Below are 21,997 nucleotides of genomic sequence, written 5' to 3'. Positions count from 1 at the left end.
CGTTTAAGTCGCTTTATCGGACCTGTTCGTGTCAGGGTTGCATGTTTAGGAGTGATTCGCAACAAAAGAGCATGTGCTCAGTACCGCATGACCAGCCCGAACCGTTCGATCAGGCCGTTAAAGGTTCCGTTTTGGCGGATTTCGGCAAGAGCGGTGTTGAACCTGACCAGAAGGCTATCGTTATCGGGATAGTCTTTTGAGGTCATCAGAAAAAGCGGGGCATGCGCAATAAGCGGTGGGTCAAGGGTATAGAAATTGGCGGCGATTTCCGGGGGGAACAGTTGATTGATCAGATACCAGCCAACCGTGGTTGCCGCCGGGAACAGATCAATCCGTCCCAGTTTCAGGCGTTCAAAATTCTGACTTTCATTCAGCGCGTAATCGGCCGCAATACCGGCCTCGGCAAATATCTGCTCGTAAAAATATCCCTGAATGCCGCCAATATGCCATCGCTTGAGCTCGTCAAGTTTTTCATAGGTTTCGGGCGGCAAGACATGTGCGCTTGTGCCGGGATCGCGATAGGCAAAAAAGCGCGAGTCCTCAAAATAGATCGGATCGGACAGGGCAAACCTGTCCTTGCGCTCTTGGGTAAGGGTATAGGGAAAGGTTCCCCATGCATCGAGATTGATGACCGATTGTTCGCCGCGTTTCCAGGGTTCTATCCTGACTTCAAATGTGACACCCATGATCTTGCCGATCTCGTAAAACAGGGCCGGGAGGAAGCTGTTTTCGACATTTTCCTGAACATAGGGCGGATAGATATTGGTGGTAATCACAAGGGTATGATCTGCACGCGCAAGGAACGGTGCGCAGATCAAGGCAAGCAACATAAAAAGATTTCGGGCGGTGATGATCATTATATATCTCAGATACTTGGCGATCTGAAACATATGGCGATGTATTTCCTGATTTGCAGAGGCCGTCACCGCGAAATCACCGATTGCACCACATCCCGGCAACCGTGGGGGTCAAATACGATACCCTTTGTTGCCGGGATGCTGGTTGGAAAGGCCCGGTGATCAGGTCAGAATACCGGCTGCATTGGCAGGGGGCAGGCGCTTTTCCGATGCGGTATCAAAGACATGGATTTTTGCCATGTCAAAGGCGATATGGATGAAGCTGTCCACCGGATAATCAGGTCGATCCATGGTGAAGATCTTGATCGGCTTTCCGGCAAGCGTGACGTGAACAAGGGTGGAAAGGCCCATCGGTTCAATCAGTTCGACCTTTGCCGGAAGACCGCCGCTTTGAGCATCGGCAACAATCGAGATATGTTCCGGGCGTGCGCCAAGCGTGATGGCCTGACCGGGCTTGGCATCGGCAACCGGCAGAACCGAAATCAGCGCCCCGTCCGAAAGACGGATGCCTGCGGTGGTGGCGTCGGCAATTTCATAGCTGCCTTCAAGGAAGTTCATCGCCGGTGATCCGATGAAACTGGCGACAAAGATGTTCGCGGGCCTGTCATAGATTTCGACCGGGCTTCCGACCTGCTGGATGATACCGTCATGCATGGCAACGATACGGTCGGCCATGGTCATGGCTTCGATCTGGTCATGGGTGACATAGACCGATGTCGCGCCAAGACGACGATGCAGCTTGCGGATCTCTGTGCGCATCTGTTCTCGCAACCGGGCATCAAGGTTTGATAACGGTTCGTCAAACAGGAATGCCTGGGGTTTGCGCACAATGGCGCGCCCCATGGCGACACGTTGGCGTTGCCCGCCGGAAAGTGCCTTGGGGCGACGGTCAAGAAGGGCCGTCAGGCCGAGGATTTCGGCGACGCCTGAAATCGCGTCCGATATCTTTTCCTTTGCGGTTTTGCGCAAGGCAAGCGCGTAGCTCATATTCTCGGCAACCGACATATGCGGATAAAGCGCATAGGATTGAAACACCATGGCGATATCGCGGTCCTTGGGCTGCAATTCATTGACCACGGTGCCGGCAATCGAAATAGCGCCCGATGTGATGTCTTCAAGTCCGGCAATCATGCGCAGCAAGGTCGATTTGCCGCAACCGGACGGGCCGACAAGAACAATGAATTCGCCGTCCGAGATATTGAGATCAATGCCGTGCAGGACATCAACCGCGCCATAGCTTTTGCGCGCATTTTCAATTTGAATGGAAGCCATTTGAAACGTCCTCTTATCCTTTGACCGCGCCAGCCGTCAGACCCTGCACCAGATAACGCTGGATCAGCAGGAAGAACAGGCAGGCGGGAACAAGTGCCAGCACACCGGCAGCCATCATCTGACCGAAATCGACACTGAATTTTGAAACGAATGACAGAAGTCCGACCGGGAAGGTTGACGCCGACTCACTGCTGACCAGCATCAGGGCAAACAAAAGCTCGCTCCAGGCAGCGGTAAAGACAAAGCCAAGCGTTGCCGCAACACCCGGAAGGGTCAGGGGCAGGATGATCGCCCGGAAAGCCTCAAAGCGGGTATTGCCATCAATCATTGCAGCTTCTTCCAGATCCTTGGGGATCCCGTCGAAGAAGGACTGCATCAGGAAGGTGGCAAACGGGACGTTGAAGGCCGTATAGACAATAATCAGTCCGGTCAGGCTGTCCGTCAGGCCAAGTGGCGCCAGAATTTTAAAGATCGGTGCGATCAGCATGACCAGCGGGAACATCTGCGTGATCAGCATCAGAGCGACGATGATCACCTTGCCGCGAAAGGCAAAACGCGAAAATGCATAACCGGTAAGGGCGGCAATCAGTGTTGTGACGAGGGCGGTTGTGCCCGATACGATCACGGAATTCAGGAAGTAATGCGGGAAGTTGCTTTGGGTCAGAACGAATGCATAGTTCTCCCACGAGGTGCGGGACGGCCACAAACGCACGCCTTCGGTATAAAGGATGTCGTTGGGCGTTACCGATACCTTGAGCAACCAGTAAAGCGGAAACAACGCAAAGATCACAAAGGCCGCAATCATCAAATAGTGACTGCCCCAGTAAAGCAGCTTGCGTGTGGAAGTTTGTCCGGTCAGGGTCATGGGGAATTCCCTAGCTATCTGTATGCGTCATGGCACGACGAAGCGCAATCATACTGAGCGCATAGGCCAGCAACAGAACAAGAAGGACTGCGGCAATCGCCGAGGCATAGCCGAAATCAAGTCGGCGGAAGGCCTGGGTAAAGATGTAGGAAGCAACAATCTGGGTGGAATCTGCCGGGCCGCCATTGGTCATGACAACGATCAGATCGGCGAAATTGGCAATCCAGATGGTGCGCAGCATCAGTGTGATGGCAATGGTTGGCGCAAGGAAGGGCAGCGTAATGCTGATAAATTGTTGGCGGGTCGTGGCACCGTCAATCGAGGCCGCTTCATACAATTCCTTGGGGATGGATTGCAGGGCCGCCAGCAGGGTGATGGCAAAAAACGGAATGCCAAACCAGATATTGGCGATGATCGGCCCCCACATGGCAAGGTCGGGATCCGACAGGATATTGAACGGTTCGGCCATCAGTCCAAGCGATGTCATCCAGTGCGGCAGCGGACCGACAACCGGGTTAAACATCCAGGCCCAGTTCAGACCCGAGAGAAATGTCGGAACCGCCCAGGGCAGGAAAACCAGCGCCTGCACAAGTCTGCGTCCAAGGAATTGCCGATTGAGCAGAAGTGCCAGAACAAGCCCGAGGCCGAACTGAAACAGCAGCGACCCGAATGTCCACCATGCGGTATTGGCAAGGGCGTCCAGAAACGCCTGATCTGATATCAGGGCTTCGAAATGGGCCGTACCGACAAAGCCGCCACTGAACGGGTTAAGGATACGGATATCGCGAAAGGCATAACTCAGTCCAAGGATCAGCGGCATCAACATCACCGCAATGATCAGGACAAGGGCCGGCGAGACATAAAGATAAGGTTCGATGATCCCGGAAAACTTCCTTGAGAAGCCTCCCCGTCTTTCGACGGGGAGTTTTCCGGTTTGGGTTCCAGTGTTCACTGATTTGCCTGCATCCATTTTTTCTGTGCGGGGGTCAGATAGTCTGCCCACTGATTGGCAAGCTCTTCCGGGCTGATCCGGCCAAGCATCGCTTCCTGACTGGTGCGGATGACCAGGCTGTCCTTGAAGAAGGCAAATTCTTCAAGGTGGGTCGGCATCACGGTCGGATGGACATCCGGATCGGAAAGTTCGGCGAACCATCCGGCAAATTGCGGGCTGGCAAAGAACGGATCACTTTCGGCGCCATTATGGATTGGAAGGGCACCAATACGCTTGTTCCAGGTCAGGTTGCTTTCCTTGGATTCAAGATGGGCGATCAGTTTCCAGGCTTCGTCTTTATGTTCACTGTTCGAGAACATCGACCAACCGGCATACCCGATGGTCGGGAATGCCTTTCCTGACGGACCTTTGGGCATGGTGGTCACGCCGAAATCTTCTTCCTTCATGCGGCTGGAAATCGCGATCAGTGCGTCGGGGTCCTGATCAAGCATCGCACAGGTCCCGGAATAGAACCCGGCGACAATTTCGTTAAAGCCCCAGTTCAGGCTGTCTTTCGGTGCCAGACCGTCTTTGTAAAGATTGATCAGATATTCCAGACCGTTTTCCCAGCCTTCGGAATTAAACGTGCTTTGACCGTCTTCGGTGAAGAATTTGTTCGAACCGGCTTCGGCGGCACCAAACATCACCCAGCCGTTCAAACCACCCGGTCCGCCACGCATGCAATAGCCGTATTTGCCCGGAAGGGCCGAGACTTTTTCGGCAGCCGCCCGGAAATCTTCAAGGGTTGCGGGGACTTCGGTGACACCGGCTTCTTCGAACAGTTTCTTGTTATAGAACATCGCACGAAGGTAAAAACCATAAGGCAGCATATAGGCGGTGTTGCCTGCCGAACGCGCAAATTCCAGTGCACGGTCATTCAGCGTCTTGGCACCATCCCATTTTGCCAGATACGGTTCCAGGCTTTCCAGGGCACCGTTATTGGCATAAAGCGTCAGCCAGGTGTCGGGCATCTCGACGACATCAGGCGTCTGGCCGGCTGAAACCATGGTTGCGAATTTCTCGAATGCCTGACCCCAGGGCAGGGAGGTGATTTCGACCGTTACACCGGGGTTCGCGGCTTCATACTCGGCGACCAGCCCTTTAAGGGTTTCGGTACGTTCCGGGCTGGAGATGACTTCCACCAGTTTCAATGTTGTGTCGGCATAGGCCTGACTTGTTAGCGCAATAGACGTCACACCTGCCAGTAGCGTTGTTTTCCAGTTCATTGTGAAGTTCCCTGTTTTTAACGATAGTTTTCTTACTTCAGGCTTGCCTCGATTGCGGTCGCCAGGTCAGACCAGAGGTCTTCGGCGCTTTCGAGGCCGATATGCAGGCGGACCAGATTTTCGGGCACGCCAAAGCGTATCGCCGAATTGGGTCCACCCACTTGCGCCCGCGTAACCAGTGCGGGGACAATCAGGCTTTCATGCCCGCCCCACGACACGCCGATCTTGAAAAAGCGCAGCGCATCAACAAAGGTCGGAATGTCGACCTCGGGGGCGAACTCGAATGAGAAAAGTCCGGAAGAACCGCTTAGTCCCGGTGCAGCCGGTTCCATCAATCCGGGATAATGCACAGCGGTTACTTTGGGATGATTGGCGAGATTGCGGGCAATGATCGTCGCAGAACGTTGATGTTCGCGCATACGTGCGGGCAATGTGCGCAAGCCGCGCAGCAATAACCAGCCATCGAAGGCCGACAGTTTCGCACCAAGATACGGCAGGATATGAGAGCGCACGCGGCCGATAAATTCATTGCTTCCGGCGATCACGCCAGCGACCACATCACTATGCCCGCCGATATATTTCGATGCAGAATGGATAACGACATCACAGCCAAGAGTGGCGGGCTGACAGAAAACCGGCGAAGCCCAGCTGTTATCAATCATCGAAACCGCACCATGATCGCGGGCGATCTGGCAAAGGGCGGCGATGTCGTGCGTGTGGAAGGTCCAGCTGGTCGGGCTTTCAAGATAGAGAACCTTGGCACCGGGCATGATCTTTCGCACAGCATCAAGGTCGCGACCATCGACATAATCAACACGGACATTCATGTCGCGCAGGAACATCTCGAAAAAGCGGAAGGCATCGGGATAGCAATGTTCGACCGACACGATCCGGTCCCCCGGTTTGACAACAGACAGAACCGCCGACGAAATGGCAGCCATGCCGCTTGCCAGACCAAGGGCGTCTTCGGTTCTTTCAAGCTGCGCGATCTTTTCTTCAAAGGCGCGTGTGGTGGGGTTCAGGCCACGGGAATAGACCGGGCGGGTCTTGCGCCCGGCATAGGTTTCGACCATTTCGTCGAAATTCTCGAAGGTGAACAGAGAATTCTGAAAGATCGGTGGAACGACGGCATTTGCAAAATGCTCGGCGTCATAGGCGACCACACTTTCGGGGGCGCGTGGCAACTGATTAGGATCGGCAGGATTATTGTTGTTCTTCATCAGACATTCTCACGATGTCGTTCTCGACGACTTCAAGGATGGCAAGGGTGTGTTTGCGTGCGAGTTCGGCATCACCGGCAACGATGGCGTCAAACAACATGCGGTGAAATTCAAAGGATGAACTGGCGAAATCCGGCCGGTTGAACGGTTGGGCAAAGAAGCTTTCAAAGGCTTCACGCATCTGCCCCAGAAGCTGTTCAAATAACGGGTTGCCCGATGCCTTGTAGATCGAGAGGTGAAATACAAGGTCGGCCTCGCCGGCGGTTCCAAACTCAAGATGCTCTGCCTCCATTGCATCAAGGGCAGTCCGCATTTCATCAATGTCCTCGGGCGTGGCGCGCCTGGCAGCCAGCATACTTGCTTCGACTTCAAGTCCACGGCGGACTTCAAGGGTTTGCAGCAACCCGTCACGCTGGGTGGCAATCGAGAGCGGCATGAAAAGCGTCTTTTCGCTGACCGGTCGTTTCAGATAGGTGCCCGATCCGCGACGAATTTCCACAATACCAAGTGCCTGCATGTGGCCGATGGCCTCGCGGATGCTGGAGCGGCCGACTTTCAAGCCCGCCATCAATTCGCGTTCCGGCGGCAAACGGTCGCCCGGAGTCAGTTCCGAGCTGACAATGAAGTCGGTCAGCGCTTCAAGGATCGCATCACGGCGTCCCGATGTTTCAATGGGTCGAATGGTCGTTCCGTCCGCTTGCGGCACATCGCACCTTCATGCTTGTCATCACTGTGTCCGATCTGGCCCGACTTGCAAAAGTCAGTGTGGTCAGTCATCAGACGTCAGACCAATTTTCAGATTGAATCGGTTCAAGTCAAGTCTGAATTCAACCGAATGGCGATTTTGGCATGTGCGAAATACAGCCAAATAGCGGTTTTAGCAGCATTTTCGACCGTATGAAGACGCGCAAATTCGCAGTGCACGCATGGCGACAGGTGCTGATCTGTTAAACCGGCAAGCCGGAAACCGGCCGTGAATCGGCGGGGACGTGATGACGGATTTGCACGATGGGGAAAACGATGGCGGGTTTATTTGCCCTTGGCTTCGGCTTCCCGGGTCAGGCTTTCCATATAGGTCAGAAGATCGGCGATGCTTTCCGGGGTAAAGGAAAATTCCGGCATCGTCATATTGTCGTGGGATACCGTGATGCCCTCGGCCAGTGCTTCTTCAAGATTTTCAAGCGGCCAGCGTTGCCCGAAACTGGCCAGTGCCGGTGCGTCGGTGATTGACGGATCGGGCAGGGGATCACCATCAAATTTCGCGTGGCAGCGCAGGCAGGTTTGTTCGGCAATCGATTGACCGCGTGTCACATCGCCGTGCTCTTCGCCCTTGCGCGACAGATAATCGCTGATCCCCCACATGCCTGCGGCAACGACACCGGTCACAAGGATGACAAGGCTTATTTTCTGCAAGGTGATCTCCCCGGAACTGCGTGTTTCTTGTTGATATCGCCCGACCCTATCAGGGTTTGGTAACGAATTTCCTAAGCTGTGTATGGGGTGGGACGGACCGGGTTTTGCGCGGATGATTGTCAATCCGAAAGTTATTGATAATCAATATCATCTACGTTAAGGATCAGCATCATCGAAAGCCCTGATGAAAGCTGTGCTTGAAGGAAGTCCTGTTTGCCCGGTAATTCGACATCATTGATCCTGTTCATGGCGCAGCGTTCGGCGCTGGTGAATTATGCCAGCTCAATCATCGGCAACCGGGTTCAGGCCGAAGATCTGGTACAGGAAGCATGGCTGCGCTTTGACGAGGCATCAAAAGGCCGTTTTCTGGACGACGCGACCGGTTATCTGTACCGGATCGTGCGCAATCTTGCCCTTGATAGCAAACGACGTGATGCACAGGAAAGCCGGGTGACCCGTGCGGCGGATTATGATGTCATTGCCAATATCTCGGCTGATGAGGCGCCGGATCCGGAAACGGTCGCGCTCTATAAGGATGACTATGCCCGGCTGATGCAGGCGCTGGGCGAGCTTCCCGAACGCACGCGCATTGCCTGTGAAATGCATCGTTTCGGCGGGGCCAAGCTGCGCGAAATTGCCGAATATCTCGATATTTCCGTGCCGCTTGCCCATAAGCTGGTGGCAGACGGGATCGATCATTGCCGTGAACGGCTGGGCGGATGGCCATGAAGGTAATGCATGACCTTACTGGTTTTTTCAGTGTAGAAGGTCGGAACCCTGATCAGCCCTTTGGCCTTGATCGGAAAAGGTTTTCAAACGAATTGTTCCGGGCCGCAGCCCCGCATCGCACGAACAGCAAAGCAGCGTGAAGACAGGCATGACAAATTCGGCCCAAGCCAAAGCCGCCAAGGCCGCCAAAGAGGCAACCGACTGGTTCATCCTGTTGCAGGAAGCCCCCGATGACCGCGACCTGATCGCGCGGTTTGAGGACTGGTGCGCGCAAAGTCCCCTTCATGCTGATGCCTGGCATGCAACGGTTCGTACTGCGGATCTGATGGCGGGTATTGCGCCCGTAATGTCCAATGGCGACAAAGCGGGCCCCAACGACAAAACCGACTGGCAGCGTTTCCTTGAAGAACGTCGTGCGTCGGACACCGATTTGCTGCGCGTTCGCACGGCTGCTGGCGAAGATGCGATCGCCGCCCAGGCCGAAGAAACCGCAAAGGTGATCTCGGCACAAAGCCGGTTTAAAAAGCGCGGCAATACGTCGTGGGGCGGGATTGGTCTGGGTGGTGTTGCCGTGGCGGCATCCCTTGTTGCCGCCGTGTTTGGCCCGCGTATTGCGACCGAAATGCAGGCCGATCATTTCACCAGGACAGCAGAAATCAGCACCATCACCCTTGCCGATAACAGCACGGTGACACTGGCCCCCGAAAGCGCGATCAAGGTGCATTATGACGGGGCAACGCGCCTTGTCGAACTGCTTGGCGGCGAGGCGTTCTTTGAGGTTGCCCCAAATCCCGATCAACCGTTCAGGGTCGGTGCGGATAATGTCACCGTCACGGTTCTGGGCACGGGGTTTGATGTGTCCGAAGGGGCCGGTCAGTCAAGCGTTGCTGTCGAACATGGTCTGGTGCGGGTTGAAAATGCCGCCAATGTCCCGGATGTTTCGGAAATTCTCGAACCCGGTCAGCAGGCGCGCGTCACCCGCGATGGCAAAGTCACCCGGTCGACCACGCCGGTCGATCAGATTGCGCCATGGCGCAACAACCAGCTGATCGCACAGGATCAGCCATTGGGCGAGATCGTTGATCGCCTGCGCCGCTATTATGATGGCACCATCCTGATCACCGATGGAACTTTGTCCCGGCAAACCGTGACCGGGGTCTATCGGCTGGATGATCCGGTATCGGCATTGCGGGGTATTGCGCGCGCACACAAGGCCAATGTGCGCGAAGTGACTCCCTGGATTCTGATCGTTTCCCCGTCCTGATCCGTTCTGGTCTGTCCATGATCCCGGAAATGCGGATTGTCTGAAACCCGCAGAAAATCGGCAATTTCAAGAAAGTTCTGATTTTTCGAAAGTTTTTTTGAAAAAGCTGCATCCCCGTCCGTTTTGTCTTTATACGCCATTGAGAAGCATTTGCATTCTCAGTCTGGTTGAGGCATATGACCTGAAACGGAGATCAAGACGAATGAAGAATGGGGGAGCAACCGAACTGCGCAATCGTGGTCGTGTTGCAATTATCGCCAGCGCCCTGATGATGAGCACGGCCCTTGCGCCGGTGATGTTTGCATCACCGGCAGCCGCACAGGTCGCATCAAAGGGCATTGATGGTCAGTATGATTTTGACATTCCGGCCCAGTCGCTGACGCGCGCGCTTGCGCAATTCGGGGTGCAGACGGGCTTGCAGGTAACTGTCGATGGCGCGCTTGCCCGCAATGTGGATGCCAGTGCCGTTTCGGGCACGATGCGCGCGGGACGTGCGCTTGAAAGCCTGTTGCGCGGGACGGGCCTGACCTATGTCGTGACCGATGACCAGACCATCGTGATTGAGGCAGTCGTCAGCGGCGATGCCGCCCGGGGCGAGGTTCTTGATCCGGTCCGGGTCGAAGCCAACAGTGCCGAGGCATCCGGTCCGGACACTGCCATCACGGATAGCTTTGTCGCATTGCGCAGCCGCACGGCATCAAAAACCGACACCCCGGTTCTTGATGATTCCTCGGCCATTTCGGTCGTGACCCAGAAGGAAATGGAAACCCGCAATGTGCAGGACATCCAGCAGGCGGTTTCCTATACGGCCGGTGTCCAGGCCGCCGAATACGGGTCGGATTATCGGTATGACTATGTCCGCATCCGGGGCTTTGGCCAGACATCGCTTGGCAGTTATCGTGACGGTCTTCCGGTCCGGGTTTACAATTTCACCAACAGCCGCCCGGAACCCTATGGCTTGCAGCAGATTGATGTTCTTAAGGGATCGACATCAAGCCTGTTTGGCCTGAATGGCCCCGGCGGTCTGGTCAATATGACAACCAAACGCCCCGAAGACGTGGCAGGCGGTGAAGTCTTTACCACCTTTGGGGAAAATCATCTGCGCGCCGGTGGCGATGTTACCGGGCCGGTTGCTGAGGACAGCAACTGGACATATCGTCTGACCGGTCTGTGGCAGGATGCCGAACGCAGTCAGGACTATTCGCAGGATGACCGTCTTTATCTTGCACCGGCTTTTACCTTTAAGCCCAAGGCAGGGACGGAGCTTACGATCCTGACAAGCTATAGCGAACGTGACAGCGGCCTTGGTTACGGATATCCGATCGGGATTGAAACCAGCCGCGATGCGTTTTTCGGTGAACCGGATTTCAACAATTTCGATACCGAGGAAACCAATATCGGTTACGCGTTTTCGCATCAGATTACCGACAAGCTCGAATTCCGTCAGAATGCGCGCTACACCAATGTCGATCTGACCTATGAGACGGTTTACCTGAATGACACCAGCCCGCTTGGCAATCGTTATGCCTTTGCGATTTATGGGGAACTGGACCGGTTTGGTGTCGATAACCAGCTGCAATATGACACCGCACTCAACGACATGTTTGAGAGCAAGACGCTGATCGGGATTGATTACAACCGCGACCAGAACCGGGAGCTCCGCCGTGACGGTACGGCAACCGCGATTGATCCCTATAACCCGTCCTATTGCGGGCTTTCATGCATCACCTTTACCAGCAGTTCCGATACGGAAATCACGCAGGCGACTTATGGGGCCTATGTGCAGGAACAGCTGACGATTGCTGATGACTGGATTGCCACTGTTGGCGGGCGCTTTGACTATGTGCAGAGTGACACCGACACCATCAGCAGCGGTACGACAAGCGAACGCGATGATCATAAATTCACATCACGTCTTGGCCTGACCTATAAGGCGACCAACGCAGTTTCGATCTATGGCAATTATTCGGAATCCTTCCAGCCGGTCTATTCCGGTCTGGCGTCGCGCCCGGAGGGCGTGAAACCGCAGGAAGGCACGCAATATGAAATCGGCGTGAAGTATCAGCCCGAAGCCATTGATGCCCTGTTTACCGCCGCCCTGTTTGACCTGACCCAGGAAAACGTGTCGCAGTGGAATTCAAGTACGAGCAGCTATAAGCAGATCGGCGAAATCAATTCGCGCGGGCTTGAGCTTGAAGGCAAGATGTCACTTGATGAACAGACCAACCTGACACTTGCCTATACCTATCTCGATGCGGAAATCAAAGACGACATTGCCGCAGCCAATATCGGCAACAGTCCGGCAAACGTGCCCGAACATCAGGCATCGGCATGGCTTGATTACACCATTCCGGGGCAGGGTGTGTTTGGTGACCTGACGCTCGGTGGTGGTCTGCGCTTTACTGGCGAACGCGCACGTAATGATGGCAACACCGAAACACTTGGGAGTTACACGCTGTTTGACGCGGCAATCATTTATGCGGTCACCGATGATGTCAGCCTGTCGGTCAACGCAACCAACCTGATGGATCGTGAATATGTATCGTCGAACACCTTTGGCAGTCGCTATTACGGCGATGGCCGCACAGTACTGGCGACACTGAAATATAGCTGGTAAGCAAACGACCTGAGACAAAAGGGCGGGGAAATTCTCCGCCCTTTTTGCGTCATTGGCATTTCCGCAGTCGTATGATAAATTTATAAAACTTCATAATTTCAGATTTCAGCATCCCAAGGAGATTTCAAAATGCGGCGTTCTTCCTTTGTGGCATTTGCCATTGCAACGCTGGTGGCAACACCGGCCCTTGCCCATACCGGTGCTGGTACGGTTTCGGGGTTTGCATCGGGATTTGGGCATCCGGTCGGGGGCCTTGATCATTTGCTGGCAATGGTTGCGGTTGGCATCCTTGCTTCCCAGCAGGGCGGGAAATCGATCTGGCTGCTGCCGCTGTCCTTTGTCGCGATGATGATTGTCGGTGGCATCCTTGGTGCTGCCAGCGTCGCCTTGCCGCTGGTTGAGCTTGGCATTGTCGGCTCGGTCATTGTTCTGGGGGCGGTGATTGCCCTTGGCAAACATATGCCAACCGGTGCGGCGATGGCGCTGGTCGGGCTGTTTGCGGTCTTCCATGGTCATGCCCATGGTACGGAAATGCCGACCACGGCAAGCGGCGTTGAATATGGTGTCGGCTTTGCAATTGCAACGGCGGCCTTGCATGCGGTCGGTCTTGGTCTGGGCCTGACGGTAAAACAGATTGCGCAGAAAACCGCACCGGTTGCTCTGCGCGCAGGCGGTGGTGCGATTGCCGCTGCTGGCGTTTTCCTGCTTGCCGCCTGATTGGGGCGCGATAGAGCTTCCCAATAACCAAAACAGAAACGGCCGCCCTTCGGAATTGAGGGGCGGCCGTTTTTATGGGCGTGATGACGTCAGGTTTGACTATTCACGCAGCTTTTCATGGGCGGGCGCGCCACCGGCACCGCGACCGCGCTTAAGCGTTGGCAGGGCCAGCATGGCCAGAACGAACAGACCGGTCGCCAGTTTCAGATCGGGCGGCGGCATGCCAGCTGCCAGACAAAGCGACACCAGCTGATAGTAAATGATCGCCCCGACAAACGGGGCCAGCAACTGGCGGAACACCGACTTTTTGCCAACAACCGCCTCGCCGATCATAAGCGCAGCAAGGCCGTTGATCAGGATACCAAGACCCATATTCACATCGGCGAAGCCCTGTGACTGAACCATCAGCGCGCCACTGGTTGCCGAAAACGCACTGGCAAGGCCAACACCGACAATGGTCGAAACCCAGACCGAGATGCCCTGTGCCTCGGCCATGGCGGGGTTGGAACCAACCGCGCGAAGGGCTGTGCCCTTTTCGGTTTTGAAGAACCAGTTAAGGGCCAGAAACACACCCGCCCCGATGATCCCGGCAATGATGATCTTGCTGACCGGGAAGCCCGGCGTGACAAACGGGGCCCAGTTATAAACCGTGTCTGAGCCAAAGATCGACAGGTTCGACTTGCCCATGATGCGCAGATTTATGCTGTAAAGCATCGTCATCATCAAAATCCCGGCAAGCAGGGTATGAATGCGGAACCGCAAGTGAATAAGCGCAGTACAGCACCCGGCAACAAAGCCACAGGCAAGGGCCGCAATAATCGCCAGTGCCGGATTGACGCCAGCCGCAATCAGGATACCGCAAACACAGCCGCCTAGCGGATAGGCGCCTTCGCTGGTCAGATCGGGGAAATGAAGCGTTCTGAACGGGATCATGATGCCCAGAACCACAAAGGCCAGAATAAGGCTTTGCGCAAGGGTGACGGGCACAAGGGCGACATAGCTGGTGAAGGTTGAGGAAAGGAATTCCATTATATTCTTATGCCCCCAGCATCATTGCGTCGGTTTTGACCGCGAAATGGTCGACCAGTTTTGCCACCGTGACATTTGCTTTTTCTTCGCCACCGATCTGAAGTTTGACACGACCGGCATCAAGCATGATGACGCGATGGCCGTAATCAACCGCATGCTGCATGTTGTGGGTGACCATCAGTGTCGTCAGTTTCAGGCTGTCAACGGCGCGCACGGTTGCCTGCATGACAAGGTCGGCAGTACGCGGATCAAGGGCAGCGGTATGTTCATCAAGCAACAGCAAATCCGGTGATCCGCCAACCGCCATGATCAGCGACAGCGATTGACGCTGTCCGCCCGAAAGAAGTTCGACCTTGGTTTCAAGGCGGTTTTCAAGGCCAAGGCCCAGAACCGAAAGCCGTTCCTTGTAATCGGCAAGGCGCTTGGCATTCAGGCCACGCGCAAGCGTGCGTTTCTTGCTGCGCAATTCGGCAAGCAACATGTTCTCAGCAACCGTCATGCTGGCAGCCGTGCCCAGCATCGGGTCCTGAAACACCCGGGCGATCCGGGTGGCGCGTTTGTGCACCGGTGTACTGGTGACGTCATCGCCATTGATCAGGATGGCACCGCTATCAAGGGACAGTGCGCCTGATACGGCATTGAGCATCGTGCTTTTACCAGCCCCGTTCGAGCCGATGACAACGCCGAATTCGCCGGTTTGCAAGGTCAGGTCAAGATTATCAAGTGCGACCTTTTCGTCGGGTTGCCCGGCATAAAAGGTTTTGCGTGCAGATCGGATTTCAAGCATCCGTCTTCTCCGTAAAGCCATTGGCGCCGCAGGGGGATTGACCCTGACGGCGCCAATGTTTGTTCAAGTCTGGACGAGCTTATTCGACGATGCAGCCGCAATCGTCAAACGATGCCGGAATTTCGATCCCGAATGCCGCAGCAGCCGATTTCGAAATCATCGGCGCATGGGTTTCATAGGTCGGTGCAGACGGCGGAATGTCAGCCGGTGATTTGCCCTTAAGGATTTCAGCGGCAATCATGCCTGCATTTTTGCCGACCTGGCTGTAATCAACCGAGAAGCTGGCCGGAACGGTGCCATTGGCAACAGCGGAGCTGTCAGAGTTCACAATCGGAACGCCAATCTGGCGGGCCGCCGCCGAAACAGCGGCAATTGCCGGCTGGATCAGGTTTGATGCCGGGGTATAGATGACATCGGCCTTGCCTGCGACCGAGGTAATGCGCTGCTGGATGTCATTGACGTTATCAATACCAACCGGAACAACCGAGAAACCGGCAGCCGGTGCCAGGGCCTCGACCTTTTCCAGAAGGGCGGTGTCGTTGGCTTCGCCCGGGTTATAGGGCAGGGCCAGACGTTTGGCATCAGGCAGAAGCTTGCGGGTGAATTCCAGAACGGCTGCAATATCCTGAAGATCGGATGCGCCGGTCATGTTGGTGTCGCCTGCTTCCCAGGACGGCACAAGCTTGGCAGCAACCGGATCGGTGACGGCCGAGAACACAATCGGAATGCCCGAACCGGCCAGCGCCTGTTTGGCGATCTGGGAAACCGGGGTGGTGATCGTATAGATCAGTTTCGGGTTTTCCGACTGCAACTTGGTGATCATCTGGGGGACCAGAGACGCATCAAAATTGGTGTGGCTTTCGGAATAGGAAACGTCCTTGCCCTCGACAAAGCCGTTTGCAGACATGGCTTCCTTGAAGCCCGCAATCGCGGCATTCAGCTGCGGATGTTCGCCAAAATTGGCGATCCCGACCTTGATTTCCTCGGCCGATACGCTGGTGACGGATGCGAAAAGGCTGCCTGCCAGGACCAGTCCGGAAAGGAGGCCCGATTTATTCATTTTCATTCACTGAAACTCCCTGATTCTTTCGGGTCGGCATTTGGGGCGCCAACCTTGTGTGCGGATCATGCGAAGTTCCAAGAAGAACGTCAATCCTCTGTATTATTGCCTACATATTATTCGAATGCGTTTCGGACGTTGCAAATTTGCAAACTGGCAATTGTCCGGGTCATGGATCGGGCCGACATCCAGACCGGCATCAATCAGGCGTGCCCGAACATGATGTCATCACGGACGTTATCCCGCTGGTCCGTATGATTTCGGCGTATGCAGGGACATAATCAAGCCTGTCACGATGTTCTGACGATTTTCAGCCGAGTGCGTTATGTCGGTGAAATTGATCATAACGGTGTCAAGCTTCTCGCGAGCTGCTTCCTTTGACATTGTGCTGAGGTCGTGTGCCACCTGCCAGGGATCAAGTCCAAGCCTGGCTAACATGGAAAGTGTCGTGACAGGTGTTCCGTTTGAACCTGCGCCGATTTTTGTCTGCAAAAAACGGTCGTATCTTGTGTCGAGGCCGGTTGGTCTGTTTTCCGTCATGCCTGATCAATCCATGAAAATGTCTGCGCAAGGTCTCTGTCGAGAGACCTGATTTAGCCAAGATGGTTAAATCGCGTTTTGCTGACATTATGGACCAAGCCGGATCTGGAGGACTTAATGTGGATTAGTCAATCCGTTCATTAAGCTGCTTTGTGCATCTGGTTGGCTTTATGTTCTGGGCGAAAAATCCAAAATCCGAAGCCGGTTGCGTCGGGATGTGTGCGGACAATTCTCTTAAAGCTAACCTCGATTAGTTCGTTCGGCTCGCATTCGTTGTATAAGAATAGTCTTCATTGAATGTTCTGCGATGCCGGATCGAAGGCTACGAAGTGTGGGCTTGGATTCAGATCAAAAAGGTATCTTCCTGCGGGCTTTATGCAGGGTCCTTCTGGTCGCCGTATTTTTCAGTAATTTTCCAATCATTTGAAAAATGAGAGGCATGTTCGCCTTCGATATTGCGAGCTCCTCGAGAGGCAAAAGAGCAATTTTTCATCGATCTCTTTTTGCACACGAAAAAATCCGGACATTCAAGCCATTCATCTTCCTTTCAGGAGGACAAGACATGAACTATCCCGATTGGTTAAAGCCCTATGTTCTTGGTGCGGCTTCCGGTGCAGCTTTTGCAATGGTGGTCGGCTTTACATGGGGAGACTGGAAGACGGGCGGAGATGCGCGTCAGATGTCAGAAACAATGTCCCATGACAATGTGATTGCGGCGCTAGTGCCGGTTTGTGTTGCCAAGGCAAACGCGGATTCAAATCGCGAAGAAAAACTGGAAACGATCCGGGATGCTTCAAGTTACCGCCAACAAGAAGCCGTGATGGACGCTGGTTGGGCGACAATGCCGGGCACAGAAATTCCAAATCGTGATCTTGCACAAGCCTGTTTCGATGCTCTTGAACCAGAGCTGTGATAACCGCTGAACTCAAGGAGATAAACACAGTGTCTGATGAGAGAAAGACCTCTCCCTTGCCGCCGGAAGCGACAGCTTTGGAACGGCGCGTTCTTGCGCATGAGCGGATATTGCAATCCCTTCTTGCGTTTATGTCACGAAGCGACCCCAAGTTTGTAGAACATCTGCAGGCCAGGTTCGTTTTACCCATGTCACGGGTGTCTCACGAGCATGACTACAAGGAAACAGACGAATACGCCGAAGATTTCATTCGTGCTGTCATGCTGCTTGAGGCGAAAGGCCTGTCAGGTGGTGATAAATCCAAACTGAACAGGAGTTCTGCCAACAAACAGCAGGGTGTTATCAGCCCTGCTCACGCCCCCTATGCAGAGCGTATCGAGCGCACCGGACGGGTTGAGCGCGTGCAACTGGTCAAGAAGAACAGTATCTGGGAAATCAGTGTGGATGGCGTTTTTCGGGCGCACTATCATGACCGGGAGCAAGCCCTTGCAGCTGAGGCTCTTGCGAAGCTGGCATTGTCATGAGTGCTAAGTGCGCGACTGTTCCGATGTGCTGCTCTGGTTGGTCAGGACAATACAAATGCGTCTAAGCATTGGATGCCATTTTCAGTATGAGCTGCAGCAGATCACACCAATGATTGCCCTGTTGAATGTGCATCATTCCCGTGTGGATGATCTGGAGGGCGAAGATTGCCTGCAGACAGTCCCGGAAGTGGTGCAAACGCCATATGTCGACGGGTTCGGGAATATCTGCACGCGTTTGATAGCGCCGGTTGGAACATTTGTTCTGAAGTCAGATGGAACCATCCTTGATGATGGTTCCGAAGATGAGCCATGTCAGAACGCGGAACAGCATGCGGTCGAAGATTTGCCATCGGATGTACTGGTTTATCTGCTTGGCAGCCGGTATTGCGACACAGATCTTCTGTCAAATGAAGCCTGGCGGCTTTTTGAAAATACGACACCAGGATCCGTCAGGGTCAAAGCGATATGTGATTTCGTCCATCAACATATTGCGTTTGGATATCTGGACGCACGCGCGACGCGCACAGCGTCCGAGGCGATGTCCGAACAACGTGGTGTTTGCCGCGACTACACACATCTTGCGATCACACTGTGCCGCTGCATGAATATACCGGCACGATACTGCACCGGATATCTTAGCGATATTGGCGAACCTCTTCCGCATCCGAGCGGTGACTTTGCTGCATGGATGGAGGTGTATCTTTCGGGCAGATGGTGGGTTTTCGACCCCAGAAACAATTCCCCGCGGATCGGGCGTGTCCTGATCGCCAGAGGACGCGATGCGGCCGATGTGCCGTTGCTGCAGACCTTTGGCGAAAGCACGTTGCGTGACTTCCGGGTGTGGACAGAAGAAATATGATGCGTTGCCAATATGGATCTGAAGAACCCTGTTACGGGGTAGTGGGGCTGTCTTATGCTGTCTCTTGAGCTTGTCCATTCAACGACCTATCGGTATCGTCGGCCGGTGTTGCTCGGCCCGCACAGATTGATGCTTCGCCCGCGCGAGGTGCGTGAAACGCGACTGGTTTCCTTTGATGTAAGGATGAACCCGGACACGGAGTTGATCTGGACGCATGATGTTGCCGACAATGCGATCGCAACAGCAAATTTCAAGGATAAGACCGATTATCTTGAAATTATAAGCCAGTCCAGGATCGAGATGAGTGCCACGCAATGGCCGGTTTTTGCGATCTCGGCTGATGCGTGCAGTTTTCCGTTCTCATATTCGGACAATGACTGGATCGATCTTGGTGCTTTGACAGCACAGCATTATCCCGACGCGCAGGGGCGGCTATCAGAATGGGTGAACAGTTTTATTTTCGGGTGCCCGACAGACACGCTTTCGTTGCTAAAGGACATTAGCGTCGGGATATCCCAGAGAACGATCTATCAGGTGCGCGAGAGCGAGGGCACGCAGACGCCGCTTGAAACGCTTGATAAACAGGAAGGGTCGTGCCGCGATTTCGCTGTCTTGTTTGTGGCGGCGGCGCGGTGCCTTGGACTTGGGGCACGTATTGTGTCAGGGTATCTGGTGAATACGGGTGGCTGGTTGAGCGGCTCGGACGGTTCGGGGTCTACCCATGCGTGGGCCGAGGTGTTCCTTCCCGGTGCGGGGTGGGTCGCTTTTGATCCGACAAATCGGAGTGTCGGTTCTGGCAACCTTATTGCAGTGGCAGTGGTTCGTGAAATGAAACAGGCCGTTCCGGTCGCCGGTGAATTCACCGGGGGCATTGATGCCCTTCTTGAAATGAGCGTTGCGGTCAGTATCACGGTAACAGAGCGCTAGTCAGATAACGGCAGACCAACCGCAAACAACCACAAAAGCCGGGTTGGCTTTGCTGAAAATGATGGGGGCAAGCATCCCCAAACGACTTGGTTTTCGTGCCTGCGAACGTGATTATCAGAGTTTCAGCCTGTTGCCGCCCTTGATAATCCTATCGATCAGGCTGTTGACAGCCTGATGGTCTGTTTGGACTGAAATGTGGGGCGGCACTGCAACATGTGCGTTTTTGGCATCCTTAAGAATGCCGACAATATCCTCTGTGCGGAGAATTCCGAGATCGCCCAGGCATAATAGAGTAGACTCGCATATCGAGAGTGCCGCAGATCCCTGGATCTCCATCGAATAATTCATGGTTCGTGCCCTCTTTTAAGTTTTGGTTTGAAGAAAAGCGATTTGGACGCTGCGTTTTCATACCATCACTTCGTTTCTGCGCTGCATACACAGGTTAGTCTGAGCAAGGATATTCTCATATCACTGCGACACTGAGGGGCTCCGATATTCCATGAGGAGACCGGGTTTGATGATTTCCCCGACCGAGGCAGTTTCAAAGAAGCTGAAAAACTATATCGACCTGACCGATCAGGAACTTGGCACACTTGCAGGAATGCCGGGCAGGTCGTTGATGATTCCTGCGGGCGAGGACATCGTCCATGAGGGGCAAAGCGGTCATCGTGCTTTCATTCTTCAGGACGGTTGGGTGATGTCCTACAAGTTGCTTCCCGAAGGTGCGCGACAGATCATTGACTTTCAGGTGCCCGGTGACTTTCTGGGGTTGCGCAGTTTGCTGTTACGTACGTCCGATCACAGCTTTGAAGCGGTTACGGATGTGCGGGTCGCCGAAGTCAAGGCACATGACATGCTGTCGGCTTTCTCATCTTCACCACGACTGGCGATGGCGATCCTGTGGGCGGTGTCCTGCGACGAGGCGATGGTTGTGGAACATCTCGTTAATATTGGAAGGCGCTCGGCGATTGAAAGAACCGCGCACTTCCTTTTGGAACTTGGTGCGCGGCTCAGACTAATTGGTGTCGGTACTGCACAGGGATATCCCTGTCCTTTATCGCAATATCAACTTGCCGATACGCTCGGGCTGAGTGCCATTCACATCAATCGCGTCTTGCGCCAGTTGCGCGAACAGAAGTTGGTGACTTTCCAAAAGGGACTTGTTCGCTTCGATGATCTGGAAAGGTTGACGGCACTTGCAGAATTCGAAATGGGTTATCTGGATCAGATTGGTCCCATCCTTGTAAAATAGGCCATTTGGCGCGTTGCATGTGCTTAAGAGAAATCTTTGCCAGCCATCCATTTTTCAACGTCGGCAACGGCTTCTTCCTCGGAAACCGCCCTGCGAATTTTGATCATGTTGCAGAGCTGACCCTTGGTTTTGATGGTCGATAGATCGTAGTGTGTCAGGAAGTTCCACTTCTTTTGGGCGTCGGCAAGATACCCTTTTTTCCGGGTGACTGTATCGGATGTTTCGCCACCTTTAAATCCAAACATGATTTTTCCTTTTATTTATTTGTGAATTTTGATCTTTCTTTGTGGTTTTCATTATGAATGAATTTTAATTTCAGAAGCTAACCTATGATGTTTATTTTGTTTTTATTTCATGGGATTGTTCTGATTATTCGAGTTTTATTCTCTTAATATCAAGAAAGTTGGTCGTCATGAATACGACAAGAACAACACATAAAACATACGCGTTTACCCATCCGTTCAGCCTGGACGGTTACGCCCAACGCTTTCTGCCGGGGCTTTACAGCATAGAGATAGAAGAAGCGTTATCGTCACGGCGTGGTCGTCTTGATTTCAGGTGGGTTAAGTCACGTTTGTATTTTACTCCCAAATCGGGGGCTCCGATCGAGATCGGCGTCTGCGGCATTGATCCTGATGATTTTGATCGGGCAGCCCTGCAAGATGGAGCAAGGTATTTGAAGGATCATCGCGCTGTACGAGGCCGCTCGAAGATTTCTCCGTTTGATCGCCTTGCAATTGAACGCAGTGAGAATGAGGGGATGTCGGTCAAGTAGACGTGTGGAATATTCTTGTATCAGGCGATTGAGTTCAGGGGCGTCTGGCGACGTGATGCTCCGGATGCTTTGCCCGATTTCAGGCCTGCAATCCGAAATGCGCGCCGTGAAACACCACTATGGCCCGGATATTCAGGCAACAGATCACAATCAGGAAATC

At 54.0% G+C, this 21,997-nt stretch carries 24 protein-coding genes; 10 read left to right on the top strand and 14 right to left on the bottom strand.

The window, feature by feature from the left end; translation table 11 throughout:
- Positions 1-77 precede the first annotated feature (77 nt).
- The 8 genes from ACTU44_RS17060 to ACTU44_RS17025 form a co-directional block, all read right to left on the bottom strand.
- Positions 78-857, bottom strand: a complete 780-nt coding sequence (locus ACTU44_RS17060; protein WP_258548776.1) for a substrate-binding periplasmic protein — start codon at positions 855-857, stop codon at positions 78-80.
- A gap of 162 nt (positions 858-1,019) precedes the next feature.
- The gene (locus tag ACTU44_RS17055) at positions 1,020-2,129 is read right to left on the bottom strand and encodes an ABC transporter ATP-binding protein (protein WP_114099405.1); all 1,110 of its coding nucleotides are present in this window, start codon (positions 2,127-2,129) and stop codon (positions 1,020-1,022) included.
- Between the two features lie 13 nt (positions 2,130-2,142).
- Complete coding sequence (locus ACTU44_RS17050) at positions 2,143-2,994, bottom strand: carbohydrate ABC transporter permease (RefSeq protein WP_114099406.1); 852 nt, start codon at positions 2,992-2,994, stop codon at positions 2,143-2,145.
- 10 nt (positions 2,995-3,004) lie between these two features.
- On the bottom strand, positions 3,005-3,946 hold the full coding sequence (locus ACTU44_RS17045; protein ID WP_462096037.1) for a carbohydrate ABC transporter permease: 942 nt from the start codon (positions 3,944-3,946) through the stop codon (positions 3,005-3,007).
- Positions 3,943-5,211 (bottom strand): ABC transporter substrate-binding protein, encoded by a 1,269-nt coding sequence (locus tag ACTU44_RS17040; RefSeq protein WP_114099408.1) that lies wholly within the window; start codon positions 5,209-5,211, stop codon positions 3,943-3,945. The genes ACTU44_RS17045 and ACTU44_RS17040 overlap by 4 nt, the downstream gene beginning before the upstream one ends.
- 32 nt (positions 5,212-5,243) lie before the next feature.
- A complete protein-coding gene (locus tag ACTU44_RS17035) occupies positions 5,244-6,431 on the bottom strand; it encodes a PLP-dependent transferase (protein WP_462096036.1) in 1,188 nt (395 codons plus the stop codon).
- Positions 6,415-7,137: a FadR/GntR family transcriptional regulator gene (locus tag ACTU44_RS17030; protein ID WP_114099410.1), complete on the bottom strand. Its 723-nt coding sequence runs from the start codon at positions 7,135-7,137 to the stop codon at positions 6,415-6,417. Before ACTU44_RS17030 ends, ACTU44_RS17035 begins: the two co-directional genes overlap by 17 nt.
- A 323-nt stretch (positions 7,138-7,460) precedes the next feature.
- Positions 7,461-7,844, bottom strand: coding sequence for a c-type cytochrome (locus tag ACTU44_RS17025; protein ID WP_462096035.1), 384 nt, complete (start codon positions 7,842-7,844; stop codon positions 7,461-7,463).
- A 246-nt stretch (positions 7,845-8,090) separates the two neighbouring features.
- Between ACTU44_RS17025 and ACTU44_RS17020 the strand changes: the two genes are divergently transcribed.
- From ACTU44_RS17020 to ACTU44_RS17005, 4 genes are all read left to right on the top strand, one after another.
- Positions 8,091-8,573, top strand: coding sequence for a sigma-70 family RNA polymerase sigma factor (locus tag ACTU44_RS17020; protein ID WP_336081676.1), 483 nt, complete (start codon positions 8,091-8,093; stop codon positions 8,571-8,573).
- A 148-nt stretch (positions 8,574-8,721) separates the two neighbouring features.
- Entirely contained in the window at positions 8,722-9,837 is a 1,116-nt protein-coding gene (locus ACTU44_RS17015) for a FecR family protein (protein ID WP_462096034.1), read from the top strand.
- Positions 9,838-10,039: 202 nt separating this feature from the next.
- Positions 10,040-12,454, top strand: a complete 2,415-nt coding sequence (locus tag ACTU44_RS17010) for a TonB-dependent siderophore receptor (protein ID WP_462096033.1) — start codon at positions 10,040-10,042, stop codon at positions 12,452-12,454.
- Positions 12,455-12,583: 129 nt separating this feature from the next.
- Entirely contained in the window at positions 12,584-13,171 is a 588-nt protein-coding gene (locus tag ACTU44_RS17005) for a HupE/UreJ family protein (RefSeq protein ID WP_462096032.1), read from the top strand.
- Positions 13,172-13,270: 99 nt separating this feature from the next.
- Here ACTU44_RS17005 and ACTU44_RS17000 read toward each other — a convergent pair whose 3' ends face one another.
- From ACTU44_RS17000 to ACTU44_RS16985, 4 genes are all read right to left on the bottom strand, one after another.
- A complete protein-coding gene (locus ACTU44_RS17000) occupies positions 13,271-14,200 on the bottom strand; it encodes an ABC transporter permease (RefSeq protein ID WP_336081667.1) in 930 nt (309 codons plus the stop codon).
- A gap of 7 nt (positions 14,201-14,207) precedes the next feature.
- Positions 14,208-14,987 (bottom strand): ABC transporter ATP-binding protein, encoded by a 780-nt coding sequence (locus ACTU44_RS16995; protein ID WP_114099416.1) that lies wholly within the window; start codon positions 14,985-14,987, stop codon positions 14,208-14,210.
- Between the two features lie 79 nt (positions 14,988-15,066).
- Positions 15,067-16,053, bottom strand: a complete 987-nt coding sequence (locus ACTU44_RS16990) for an ABC transporter substrate-binding protein (protein ID WP_114099417.1) — start codon at positions 16,051-16,053, stop codon at positions 15,067-15,069.
- Positions 16,054-16,284: 231 nt separating this feature from the next.
- Positions 16,285-16,587 carry a hypothetical protein gene (locus tag ACTU44_RS16985; protein WP_462096031.1) on the bottom strand — a complete coding sequence of 101 codons (303 nt, stop codon included), beginning with the start codon at positions 16,585-16,587 and terminating at the stop codon, positions 16,285-16,287.
- A gap of 562 nt (positions 16,588-17,149) precedes the next feature.
- Between ACTU44_RS16985 and ACTU44_RS16980 the strand changes: the two genes are divergently transcribed.
- From ACTU44_RS16980 to ACTU44_RS16965, 4 genes are read left to right on the top strand one after another with little or no spacing between them, the layout of a single operon-like run.
- Complete coding sequence (locus ACTU44_RS16980; RefSeq protein WP_114099419.1) at positions 17,150-17,500, top strand: hypothetical protein; 351 nt, start codon at positions 17,150-17,152, stop codon at positions 17,498-17,500.
- Positions 17,501-17,529: 29 nt separating this feature from the next.
- A complete protein-coding gene (locus ACTU44_RS16975) occupies positions 17,530-18,024 on the top strand; it encodes a hypothetical protein (RefSeq protein ID WP_462096030.1) in 495 nt (164 codons plus the stop codon).
- Positions 18,025-18,079: 55 nt separating this feature from the next.
- On the top strand, positions 18,080-18,883 hold the full coding sequence (locus tag ACTU44_RS16970; RefSeq protein WP_462096029.1) for a transglutaminase-like domain-containing protein: 804 nt from the start codon (positions 18,080-18,082) through the stop codon (positions 18,881-18,883).
- Between the two features lie 54 nt (positions 18,884-18,937).
- Entirely contained in the window at positions 18,938-19,810 is an 873-nt protein-coding gene (locus tag ACTU44_RS16965; protein WP_462096028.1) for a transglutaminase family protein, read from the top strand.
- 114 nt (positions 19,811-19,924) lie between these two features.
- On the opposite strand, the gene ACTU44_RS16960 is transcribed toward ACTU44_RS16965, so the two are convergent.
- The gene (locus ACTU44_RS16960) at positions 19,925-20,158 is read right to left on the bottom strand and encodes a hypothetical protein (RefSeq protein WP_114099422.1); all 234 of its coding nucleotides are present in this window, start codon (positions 20,156-20,158) and stop codon (positions 19,925-19,927) included.
- A gap of 169 nt (positions 20,159-20,327) precedes the next feature.
- Here ACTU44_RS16960 and ACTU44_RS16955 point away from each other — a divergent pair, with 169 nt between their 5' ends.
- Positions 20,328-21,062 carry a Crp/Fnr family transcriptional regulator gene (locus ACTU44_RS16955; RefSeq protein WP_114099423.1) on the top strand — a complete coding sequence of 245 codons (735 nt, stop codon included), beginning with the start codon at positions 20,328-20,330 and terminating at the stop codon, positions 21,060-21,062.
- 23 nt (positions 21,063-21,085) lie between these two features.
- Here the strand turns inward: ACTU44_RS16955 and ACTU44_RS16950 are convergent, their stop codons facing one another.
- Positions 21,086-21,307, bottom strand: a complete 222-nt coding sequence (locus ACTU44_RS16950; RefSeq protein WP_336081652.1) for a hypothetical protein — start codon at positions 21,305-21,307, stop codon at positions 21,086-21,088.
- Positions 21,308-21,474: 167 nt separating this feature from the next.
- On the opposite strand from ACTU44_RS16950, the gene ACTU44_RS16945 reads away from it, so the two are divergent.
- Positions 21,475-21,837 carry a hypothetical protein gene (locus tag ACTU44_RS16945; protein ID WP_462096027.1) on the top strand — a complete coding sequence of 121 codons (363 nt, stop codon included), beginning with the start codon at positions 21,475-21,477 and terminating at the stop codon, positions 21,835-21,837.
- The last annotated feature ends 160 nt before the right edge of the window (positions 21,838-21,997 follow it).

It is taken from the genome of Thalassospira sp. SM2505 (assembly GCF_054901115.1).
This window is presented reverse-complemented; position numbering and strand designations above follow the sequence as displayed.